Origin of the sequence: Azonexus hydrophilus DSM 23864, assembly GCF_000429605.1 — a bacterium.
In the GTDB taxonomy this organism is placed as follows: Bacteria; Pseudomonadota; Gammaproteobacteria; order Burkholderiales; family Rhodocyclaceae; genus Azonexus; species Azonexus hydrophilus.
Genome location: NZ_KE386925.1, coordinates 169,066 through 179,291, shown reverse-complemented (window position 1 = coordinate 179,291; position 10,226 = coordinate 169,066). Strand labels below are relative to the sequence as shown.

Annotated in this window: 12 protein-coding genes; 3 read left to right on the top strand and 9 right to left on the bottom strand. The window is 61.8% G+C overall.

Annotation, left to right across the window (positions count from 1 at the left end):
- Positions 1-89: 89 nt before the first annotated feature.
- The 6 genes from G471_RS0112170 to mltG are packed head-to-tail and all read right to left on the bottom strand — an operon-like array spanning position 90 to position 4,512.
- Positions 90-743 (bottom strand): ankyrin repeat domain-containing protein, encoded by a 654-nt coding sequence (locus tag G471_RS0112170; protein WP_157272515.1) that lies wholly within the window; start codon positions 741-743, stop codon positions 90-92.
- A gap of 2 nt (positions 744-745) precedes the next feature.
- Complete coding sequence (locus tag G471_RS0112165) at positions 746-1,513, bottom strand: TatD family hydrolase (protein WP_028995587.1); 768 nt, start codon at positions 1,511-1,513, stop codon at positions 746-748.
- 8 nt (positions 1,514-1,521) lie between these two features.
- Positions 1,522-1,884 carry a PilZ domain-containing protein gene (locus tag G471_RS0112160; RefSeq protein WP_028995586.1) on the bottom strand — a complete coding sequence of 121 codons (363 nt, stop codon included), beginning with the start codon at positions 1,882-1,884 and terminating at the stop codon, positions 1,522-1,524.
- Positions 1,881-2,909, bottom strand: coding sequence for a DNA polymerase III subunit delta' (gene holB / locus G471_RS0112155; protein WP_028995585.1), 1,029 nt, complete (start codon positions 2,907-2,909; stop codon positions 1,881-1,883). The genes G471_RS0112160 and holB overlap by 4 nt, the downstream gene beginning before the upstream one ends.
- Positions 2,909-3,520 (bottom strand): dTMP kinase, encoded by a 612-nt coding sequence (gene tmk, locus G471_RS0112150; RefSeq protein WP_028995584.1) that lies wholly within the window; start codon positions 3,518-3,520, stop codon positions 2,909-2,911. Before tmk ends, holB begins: the two co-directional genes overlap by 1 nt.
- Entirely contained in the window at positions 3,517-4,512 is a 996-nt protein-coding gene (gene mltG / locus G471_RS0112145; RefSeq protein ID WP_028995583.1) for an endolytic transglycosylase MltG, read from the bottom strand. Before mltG ends, tmk begins: the two co-directional genes overlap by 4 nt.
- A 111-nt stretch (positions 4,513-4,623) precedes the next feature.
- Between mltG and ygfZ the strand changes: the two genes are divergently transcribed.
- A complete protein-coding gene (ygfZ, locus tag G471_RS0112140) occupies positions 4,624-5,643 on the top strand; it encodes a CAF17-like 4Fe-4S cluster assembly/insertion protein YgfZ (RefSeq protein WP_028995582.1) in 1,020 nt (339 codons plus the stop codon).
- A 9-nt stretch (positions 5,644-5,652) separates the two neighbouring features.
- Complete coding sequence (locus G471_RS0112135; RefSeq protein ID WP_028995581.1) at positions 5,653-6,402, top strand: NRDE family protein; 750 nt, start codon at positions 5,653-5,655, stop codon at positions 6,400-6,402.
- On the opposite strand, the gene G471_RS0112130 is transcribed toward G471_RS0112135, so the two are convergent.
- Both G471_RS0112130 and tadA read right to left on the bottom strand, forming a co-directional pair.
- Positions 6,372-6,854: a L,D-transpeptidase gene (locus G471_RS0112130; protein WP_028995580.1), complete on the bottom strand. Its 483-nt coding sequence runs from the start codon at positions 6,852-6,854 to the stop codon at positions 6,372-6,374. The two genes, G471_RS0112135 and G471_RS0112130, sit on opposite strands and share 31 nt — an antisense overlap.
- A complete protein-coding gene (gene tadA / locus G471_RS0112125) occupies positions 6,851-7,348 on the bottom strand; it encodes a tRNA adenosine(34) deaminase TadA (protein ID WP_051295464.1) in 498 nt (165 codons plus the stop codon). Before tadA ends, G471_RS0112130 begins: the two co-directional genes overlap by 4 nt.
- Before the next feature lie 84 nt (positions 7,349-7,432).
- Between tadA and G471_RS0112120 the strand changes: the two genes are divergently transcribed.
- Positions 7,433-8,524 (top strand): calcium/sodium antiporter, encoded by a 1,092-nt coding sequence (locus G471_RS0112120; protein WP_028995578.1) that lies wholly within the window; start codon positions 7,433-7,435, stop codon positions 8,522-8,524.
- 45 nt (positions 8,525-8,569) lie between these two features.
- Here G471_RS0112120 and guaA read toward each other — a convergent pair whose 3' ends face one another.
- The gene (guaA, locus tag G471_RS0112115) at positions 8,570-10,204 is read right to left on the bottom strand and encodes a glutamine-hydrolyzing GMP synthase (RefSeq protein WP_028995577.1); all 1,635 of its coding nucleotides are present in this window, start codon (positions 10,202-10,204) and stop codon (positions 8,570-8,572) included.
- Positions 10,205-10,226 lie beyond the last annotated feature (22 nt).

Below are 10,226 nucleotides of genomic sequence, written 5' to 3'. Positions count from 1 at the left end.
ATTTAACATAATACAAATTATACGAAGCAGAGGAAATGGTGTTTTCCGCCTGCCGCCTTCTCCTGTCATTAGAACCTTGGTGTTTCTATCTACTGAGTCGGTTTCGTTACTTGCTGGGCTGACACGGCGCGCAATTGTTCGGCGATATCCGTATTGTTGAAGCGAAGCGCAATATCCAGCGCAGACTCACCGCGGTCGGTTCGCAGTTCCGTGTTCGCCTTCGCTGCAAGCAAGGCGTTGACGATGGGCCGGAAACCTCCCCGTGCTGCCGCCATCAGCGCAGACATGCCGCTTTCGCTGACCGCATCTACATTGGCGCCGTGGCGCAAAAGGAAGGCGACAATCTCCTGATGGCCACCAAAAGCCGCATAAACGAGCGGCGGCCAGCCCGGAACTTCCTGGGATGCTCCTGCTGCGACCAGGACTTCGACAATGCGTTGGTGCCCACGCAATGCCGCCAGGGCCAGGGCCGTGTCGCCGGCAGCGTTACGGGCGTTGAGTTTGGCTCGGTGATTGACCAGTAATCCGGCCAGTTGCGCATGGCCGTCGCGGGCAGCCAGCATCAGCAGTGTATTGCCCTCGATGTCCGTCGTGTCTGCCGAAGCGCCACGGGCCAGCAGCCGGCCAATGGCGTTGGTGTCGCCCAGTCTGGCCCCCTGGATCAGATCGTCGTAGGTGCTGCCATGGGCAAACAGCGGCATGGTGGTGGCGAACAGTACGGCAACCAGCGTTTTCTTCAGCATTTTCATGTCTCCGGACGGAACAGGCGCCTGAAATTCTCGGTGCTTGCAGCGGCAATGGTTTCAAGCGGCTGTTCACGCAGCCGGGATATTTCCTCGGCAACATAGCGCACGTAAGCCGGTTCGTTCGGTTTGCCGCGATATGGTGCGGGCGCCAGGTACGGCGCATCGGTTTCGATCAGCAGGCGGTCGAGCGGACATCGGCGTGCCACATCCTTGACGATGTGCGCATTCTTGAATGTGACGATGCCGGAAAAGGAGAGATGGAAGCCGATGTCCAGCGCCTGTTGAGCGATTTCCCAGTTCTCGGTGAAGCAATGCATGACCCCGCCGATAGCGGAAGCCCCCTCCTCGCGCAGGATGCGGATGGTGTCTTCGGCCGACTCGCGGGTATGCACGACCAGGGGTTTGCCGCAACGCAAGGCGGCGCGGATGTGGGTACGGAAACGGGCCCGCTGCCACTCGGGTTTATCCTTGTGCCAGTAGTAGTCCAGCCCGGTTTCACCAATACCGACGACTTTGGGGTGGCTGGCCAGCGCCAGCAGACGATCCTCGTCGGGTTCTTCGGCGTCGGTGTATTCGGGATGAACCCCCACCGTTGCATAGAGAATCGGCGATTGCTCGGCAACGGCCAGAACGCGGGGAAAATCTTCGAGGTTGACGCCGATGCACAGCGCGGCGCCGACATCATTGGCCTGCATGGCGGCAAGGACGTCCGGCAAGCGCTCGGCAAGCCCCGGGAAATCGAGATGACAGTGCGAGTCGACCAGCATCGGCCGGATCAGAGCGTGTGCGTTGGGCGGGCCGACTGCAGTACGCCGCCGAGCAGCCCTTCGATCTTGCGGCGTGCTTCCTGGCCGCTCTCGTCGTCGTTGAAATGCACACCGATCCCCTGCGCGCGACCGTTCTGGGCGCCAGCCGGCGTCACCCAGATCACGGTGCCGGCAATCGGCAGCTTGGTCGGGTCGTCCATCAGGGACAGCAGCATGAAGACTTCATCGCCCAGGGTATAGCCGCGAGTGGTCGGGATGAAGATCCCGCCATGGCGGAGGTGCGGCATGAAGGCCGCGTAGAGGGCGGATTTCGAGTTGATGTTCAGCGACAGGACGCTGGGGCGCTGCGGGGCGGTTTTGGCTTCGCTCATCCTCGATCTGCGGAAAACAGTGCTCGGTAGTCCAGAAAAATGCTTTCCAGGAAGAGCCGCGCATTCAGCGGTTGCTCTGCTTCCTGGCGACGCAGGTTCATGTTTCGATAGAAAGTGATCAGTCGAACGGAGGGAATCATATCAGCCAGCATGCCGATTTTGGCTTGTTGGGCCAGAAAATATCTCGCCGTCAGGCCATTCTTGCTCAGATTGAGGTCTACCAGCCACTTCTGCATGGCCTCGACAACCTGTTTGAGTTGCAGATTGCCCTTGCTGTCCTTGATCGCTTTTTCCAGATCGCCGGCCATTTGCAGCGGTGACACGTTGCGCCCTTCCTGCAGACGAGCGATCAGGATATCGAGCCAACTCCCCTGCCCGGCGGCAGCCATTTCCTCGGCAAAGCGCGGTGCCCCCCCGCTGAGCGCCAGCCAGCGCTCAGCGTCGGCAATGCCGGATGCCTTGAGCGCAGCCACCGAAACCTGTTGCGGCGGCGTTGCCACGGCCAGGGTCTGGCAGCGGCTGCGTATCGTCGGCAGCAAGCCGGACGGCTCGCCAGAAACCAATAAAAACAATATATTTGGCGGCGGCTCTTCAAGTATTTTCAAGATAGAGTTCGTGGCGTTCCGGTTCATTGCTTCGGCCGGATTGATCAATACGATACTGAGTCCGCCACGGTGACTGCCAACTCCCAGGAATTCGTCAAGGCTGCGAATCTGGTCAATGGTGATCTGCTGGCTGGGCTTTTTCTTGCCCTCTTCCACCTCGCTTGCTGCGGCAAGCGCTTCCGGTTGCAGCAAGCGGAAATCCGGATGGTTACCCTGGGCAAACCAGTTGCAAGCCAGGCAATGACCACAGGCCGTGCCGTCGATGCTGCGGCTCTCACACAAAAGAGAGGCGGCGAACTCGCGGGCCAGCGCGAATTTACCCAGGCCTTTCTGACCGATCAGCAACAGGGCATGCGGCAAGCGTTCCCGCCGGGACTGCAGGCTTGCCCAGGCGTCGGAATGTATCTCTAAAATTTTCATTAACAGATACTTGAAACGATAACTTCAAGTTGTTTGCGAATTTGCTCGATGCTATTTTCGGCAGCCACCGTGCGAATTCTCGACGGGCTGGCCTGGGCGCGATCCAGGTAGGCCTGGCGAACCCGGTGATGAAAATCGGCGCGCTCCTGTTCAAATTTGTCGAGCACGCGGTTGGCCAGAACGATGCGTTCCCGCGCAACTTCGAGCGGCAGGTCGAACAGCAGGGTCAGGTCCGGCTGCAGATGTTCATGGACCCAGTGTTCGAGCGCCAGGAACTTGGCCTTGTCGAGGCCGCGCCCGCCACCCTGATAGGCCCAGGTGGCATCGCTGAAACGATCGCAGATGACCCACTCTCCCCGCGCCAGCGCCGGTTCGATACGCTGGGCCAGGTGTTCCCGGCGGGCGGCGAACATCAATAAGGTTTCCGTTTCCAGGTGCATCGATTCATTGAGCAGCAACTCACGCAGCTTTTCACCCAACGGGGTACCGCCCGGCTCACGCGTGACCAGGACCGTGAGACCGCGACCGCGCAGGGTCTCGGCCAGCCACTCGACATGGCTGCTCTTGCCGGCCCCGTCGATGCCTTCGAAAGTGATGAATTTGCCTCTCATTTTCCGCCTCTCTGGTAACGGTTCACGGCACGGTTGTGCTCGTCGAGTGTTCGTGAAAACTGGCTGGTGCCGTCGCCGCGCGCGACGAAATAGATGGCATTGCTGTCAGCCGGTGAAATTGCCGCACGCAGCGAGGCCAGCCCCGGCATGGCGATCGGCGTCGGCGGCAGGCCAGCGCGCGTATAGGTGTTGTAGGGCGTATCGGTCTGCAGGTGAATCTTGCGCAGATTGCCGTCGAAAGCCTCGCCCAGGCCGTAGATGACCGTCGGATCGGTCTGCAGGCGCATGCCGATGCGCAGTCGGTTGACGAAGACGGCAGCGACATGGGCGCGGTCTTCCTCACGGCCGGTTTCCTTCTCGATGATCGAGGCCATGGTCAGGACATCGTCTGCCGTCTTGTACGGCAGGCCCGCCGGACGTTGCAACCAGGTTTCGTCCAGTCGCGCCTGCATCGAGGCAACTGCCCGGGCGATCAGTTCGAGATCGCTCGACTCCTTGTCGAACAGGTAAGTATCAGGAAACAGCCTGCCTTCCAGACTGCTTAGCGGCAATCCCAGACGGGCGATGATCTGCGCTTCGCTCATGCCCAGCGTATCGTGCCGCAACGCCGGATGAGCATCGAGCCGGGCGCGGAACTGGCGGAAAGTCCAGCCCTCGACCAGCGTGATGCTGGCCTGGATGACTTTGCCGCTGGCCAGTTTTTCGAGCAGGCTGAGCGGTGTTTCGCCGACCGAAGTGCCGTAGGTACCCGGCTTGATTGCGCCGCTTTTCCCTTGCCAGCGGGCGAGCAGGACGAACAGGTCGGCATCGACCGACAAGCCGGCCTCGTTCATCTGCCTGACCGCTGCCCGCAGGCTGCTGCCTGGCATGACGCGGAATTCAAGCGTATTTTCGGAAACCTCGATCGGCTGCTGGGTCCACCAGACGAAGCTGGCAGCCAAACCGACGGCGGCAATCAACAACAGGGCAACAAGACGAAAAACAAGACGCATGGGAACTCGTGACGCTTTGGCTGGTCTTGCCCGTCGGAACGAGCATGGATGTGCGCACGAAAGCGTGCACCGAAACGGGCGATATAATAGCCCAAACCTCAAGGAGCCCTCATGAATCCCCATTGGCGCAGCTTTCTCGAATCGACCGACGCCTGCTTTGCCGCAGATGTTCCGGAAGTCCTGCACTTCGGCGACGCTCAGGCGGAATTGCTGGCAGCCAGCCGGCAAACTGTCCTCGTGCCGTTGACGCATCTTGCGAGCATCACCGCCAGCGGCGACGAGGCCAAAACTTTCCTGCACGGCCAACTGACCAGTGACGTCAATCATCTCGTCCAGGGCGCTGCCCAGCATGCCGGCTGGTGTACGGCCAAGGGACGGATGCAGGCCAGCTTTGTCGTCTGGCACGAGAACGAATGCTACCGGATGTTGCTGGCAGCCGATCTACTCGAAGCCACCGCCAAGCGCCTGCAGATGTTCATCCTGCGCGCCAAGGTCAAGCTGCAGGTGGAAAGCGAGACGATCCTGCTCGGCCTGGCCGGCCCGAAAGCTACCGAAGCGTTGGCCGATGCCGGGCTGCCGATTCCCGAGAGCGTCATGCGCGCATCGAGCAGCGGTGACGGCACCAGCATCATTCATATCGACGCGCAACGCTACGTCCTGGCTGCCCCGGTGACCGCCTTGCCTGCCCTCTGGCAGAAGCTCGGCGTCAAGGCCCGGCCGGCCGGCTTGCCGGCCTGGCGCTGGCTGGATGTGCAGGCTGCCTTCCCCTTGGTCAGCCTGGCCACCAAGGAAGAGTTCGTGCCGCAGATGGCGGATTTCGAAAAGATTGGCGGCGTCAGTTTCAACAAGGGCTGCTACCCGGGCCAGGAGATCGTCGCTCGCACGCAGTACCTGGGCAAGGTCAAGCGCCATCTCTACCGCCTGAGCGGCGATGTTCCCTTGCCCGCCGGCGCCGATCTGTTTTCACCCGACAACCTGGAGCAGGCCAGCGGCAAGATCATGCTGGGTGCGCCCTCGCCGGCCGGTGGTCACGTGGCGCTGGCGGTAGTTCAGTCCAACTACGCCGGCAACCTGCGCCTCGGCAGCCGGGACGGCCAGGAAGTGACAGCCAGCGCGGTCAATCCGGCCTGACCAGGATCGATGTGCCTGATCCTGGTCGGCTGGCAGGTCCATCCGGCTTACCCGCTGGTGGTTGCCGCCAACCGCGATGAGTTTCATGCCCGGCCGACGGCGTCTGCCGCTTTCTGGGAAGAAGATGCGCGGGTGTTTGGCGGGCGCGATCTCGAAGCCGGCGGCACCTGGCTGGGCGCCACCCGCGACGGTCGCTTCGCGGCCGTCACCAATGTGCGCGAGCCCGGCGCTGTCAAAGGAAAGCGCTCGCGCGGCGAACTCACTGCCCGTTTTCTGCTCGACCAGCAAGCGGCCCAGACCTACGCCGAAGCGCTGACGCCGGGCGATTACTCAGGCTTCAACCTGCTGCTTGCCGACCGGGAAACGCTGGTTTACGCCTCCAATCGCGACCCCGGCTACCGCAGCCTGCCGCCGGGTGTTTATGGATTATCCAACCACCGCCTGGACACGCCCTGGCCGAAGCTGCTCAAGGCGCGCGAGAACTTTTCCCGGGCGCTCGATCGGCTACCCGATGAAACCGCCTTCTTCGAACTCCTGGCTGACCGTAGCATCGAAGCCGACGACCGCCTGCCGGATACCGGCGTGCCGCTGGCCTGGGAAAGGCTGCTGTCGGCAGTTTTCGTGCAATCGCCGGATTACGGCACGCGCGCTTCGACGCTGCTGCTGCGCAATGCGGCCGGCGACATGGTGTTGTACGAGAAAAGCTTTGCCGCAGACGGCAGGGAAATTCAGTCTTCGCGGATTTCGACGGCCGTATAGCACGGCACCCGATCGAACAACTCGATGATGTCGGCGTTGCGCATGCGCACGCAGCCATGCGATCCGGGAACCCCCATTTGCGCCGTATCCGGCGAGCCGTGGATATAGACGTAGCGGCGCATCGTATCGACGCAACCGAGACGGTTGAGGCCGGGCTCACACCCCGACAGCCAGAGGATGCGCGTCAGTATCCAGTCGCGTCCCGGAAATTGTTCGGCCAGTTCCGGCGTCCAGATCTCCCCGGTCGGCCGGCGGCGGACGAATACGGTGTTGGCCGCCTGACCGGCACCGATCTTGGCGCGGATGACGTGCATTCCGCGTGGTGTCCGGTAACTACCCGACTGCTCGCCGACCCCGGCCTTGGCGGTCGAAACGGTGTATTCCTTCAGGAGCGTACCATCGTCGTCCATTACCTGCAGGCGCTGATGGGCGACCGAGATCATGAGTTTCATGTCGCTTTCCGGCGCCGCCCGGCAAAGAAATTGGACAGCAACTGACTGCATTCGTCGGCCAGAATGCCGCCTTCCACGCTGGCATGATGATTCAGCCGCTGGACACCGAACAGATCGACCACGCTGCCATGAACGCCGGTTTTCGGATCGCGCGCGCCGTAAATGACCCGGCTGATCCTCGCATGCATGATCGCACCGGCGCACATCGCGCAAGGTTCCAGCGTCACGTACAGTTCGCAACCCGGCAAGCGGTAATTGCCCATCGTCCTGGCTGCATCGCGCAAGGCCGCGATTTCCGCGTGCGCCGTCGGATCATGCTCGCCGATCGGCGAATTGAAGCCGCGACCGACGATTTTTCCGTCGAGCACGACGACGGCACCAACCGGAACTTCGCCAAGGCATTCGGCCGCCCGCGCCAAGGATATGGCCTCGCGCATGAAATATTCGTCGCTCAAGCCGGACGGCTGGATATCAACAGTATTTTCCGAAGTCATTATTCGATGTGGCGAGCGAGGCGGAGGCGTAGTATACCGCAGCCTTGAAAGGCACTTCCCCCTCACCGTTTTCGTATTGCGATCATGTTCGAACATATACTGATGTTTATCCTGGGGCTTGCTGCCCTGACCCTGGGCGCTGAACTGCTGGTGCGCGGCGCGGCCCGTCTGGCGCTGACTTTCGGCATTTCACCGCTGGTCATCGGCCTGACCATTGTCGCGTTCGGCACCAGCGCGCCGGAAATGGCCGTATCCGCCGGTGCCGCGCTCAACGGTAGCGGCGACCTGGCGATTGGCAACGTGGTCGGCAGCAATATCGCCAATATCCTCCTGATTCTCGGCCTGTCCGCATTGATCGTCCCGCTGGCAGTCAATGAACAGATCATCCGCCAGGAAATCCCGATCATGATCGGCACCTGCCTGCTGTTCGTGGTTTTTGCCATGGACGGCAACATCGGGCGCGGCGAAGGCGCCCTGCTCTTCGCACTGGTCATCGTCTACACGGTCTTCCTGGTCACGCAGTCGCGCCGCGCAAGCAAGGAGGCCGAAGCCGAGTTCGCCGATGAAATGCCGGACACCAGCAGCCGCTGGGATGCCCACTGGAGCGTGCAGGCCCTGCTGGTGATCGGCGGACTGGGCTTGCTGGTTATCGGTGCCGACTGGCTGGTCGATTCGGCAGTCGCGGTCGCAAAGATCTTTGGCGTCAGTGATCTCGTCATCGGCCTGACCGTTGTCGCTGTTGGTACCTCGATGCCGGAAATCGCCACCTCGCTGGTTGCCGCCTGGCGCGGCGAACGCGATATTGCCGTCGGCAATGTGGTCGGTAGCAACATTTTCAACATACTTGCCGTTCTCGGATTCTCCAGCCTCATCGCCGACGGTGGAATCATCGTTTCCGAAGCGGCACGCAATTTCGACCTGTGGGTGATGCTGGCCGTTGCTTTCGCTTGCCTGCCCATCTTTGTTACCGGTCGCGAAATTGCCCGCTGGGAAGGCGGTGTATTCATCGCGTATTACGTCGCCTACACGGCCTACCTCGTACTGGCAGCCACCCAGCACGACAGCCTGTCCGCATTCTCCTCGACCATGCTTGGCTACGTGCTGCCGCTGACGGTAATCACCTTGATCGTCAGTTTTGTGCGAAGTAACGGAAAACAGCCGCCAGCAAACAGCTAAAGAAAAACGCCCCTGGTTTCAGGGGCGTTTTTTATTTTCCCGGGATCATTCCCACTCGATCGTCGCCGGCGGTTTGCCGGAGACGTCGTACACCACCCGGTTCAGCCCGCGCACTTCGTTGATGATCCGGTTGGACACCCGGCCGAGGAGTTCATACGGCAGGTGCGCCCAGTGCGCGGTCATGAAGTCGCTGGTAACGACGGCACGCAGCGCGACGACGTTCTCGTAGGTGCGGCCGTCGCCCATCACGCCGACGCTCTTGACCGGCAGGAAGACGGCGAAGGCCTGGCTGGTCAGGTCGTACCAGGTCTTGCCGACATCAGCTTCGGTGCAGGCGCCGGCCGCGACATCGCGTTCGGTAGCCACGGTCGCGCGCAGCTCATCGATGAAAATGGCGTCGGCCCGCTGCAGCAGTTGCGCGGCCTTCTGCGTGACTTCGCCGAGGATGCGCACGCCCAGGCCGGGGCCGGGGAACGGGTGGCGATAGACCATTTCGCGCGGCAGGCCGAGAGCGACGCCGAGTTCGCGGACCTCGTCCTTGAACAGCTCGCGCAGCGGTTCGAGCAGCTTCAGGTGCATGTCTTCCGGCAGGCCGCCGACGTTGTGGTGACTCTTGATGGTGTGCGCGCCCTTCTTGCCCTTGCCGGCCGATTCGATCACGTCCGGATAGATCGTGCCCTGGGCCAGCCATTTTGCCGACACCAGCTTCTTCGATTCGGCCTGGAAGACCTCGACGAATTCCTTGCCGATGATCTTGCGCTTCTGTTCCGGGTCGGAGACGCCGGCCAGCTTGCCCATGAAGTCGTCGACCGCATCGACGCGGATGACCTTGACGCCGAGGTTGCGCGCGAACATGTCCATGACCATGTCGCCTTCGTTGAGGCGCAAGAGGCCGTGATCGACGAAAACGCAGGTCAGCTGGTCACCGATGGCGCGGTGAATCAGCGCCGCGGCAACGCTGGAATCGACGCCGCCGGACAAGCCGAGGATGACATCATCGCTGCCCACCTGGGCGCGGATCGCGGCAACGGCTTCGGCGATGTAGTCGCCCATCACCCAGTCGGTGCCGCAGCCGCAGATGCCGTGCACGAAACTTTCGAGGATGGCACGGCCCTGCACGGTGTGCGTAACTTCCGGGTGGAACTGCACGGCGTAGAACTTGCGGCTTTCGTCGGCCATGCCGGCGATCGGACAGGAGGGCGTGGACGCCATGGTCTTGAAGCCGGGCGGCAGTTCCATCACGGAATCACCGTGGCTCATCCAGACCTTGAGCATGCCGTGACCTTCGGCCGTGGTGAAGTCGGCGATGTCCTTCAACAACGCCGTATGGCCATGTGCGCGCACTTCGGAATAGCCGAATTCGCGCGCCTTGCCGGCCGCCTCGGCAGTCATCACCTGGCCGCCCAGTTGCTGCGCCATGGTCTGCATGCCGTAGCAAATGCCGAGCACCGGGATGCCCAGTTCGAAAACGATCTTCGGCGCCCGTGGCGTATCGCCCTCGGTGACCGAACTCGGGCCGCCCGAAAGGATGATGCCTTTGGCGCCGTAGTTGCGGATGAACTCGTCGGAAACGTCGTAGGGATGGATCTCGCAGAAGACCTTGGCTTCGCGCACGCGGCGGGCGATCAGCTGGGTGACCTGGGAACCGAAATCGAGGATGAGGATTTTCTGGTGGGACATGTTCACAACCTTGAATGAAAAA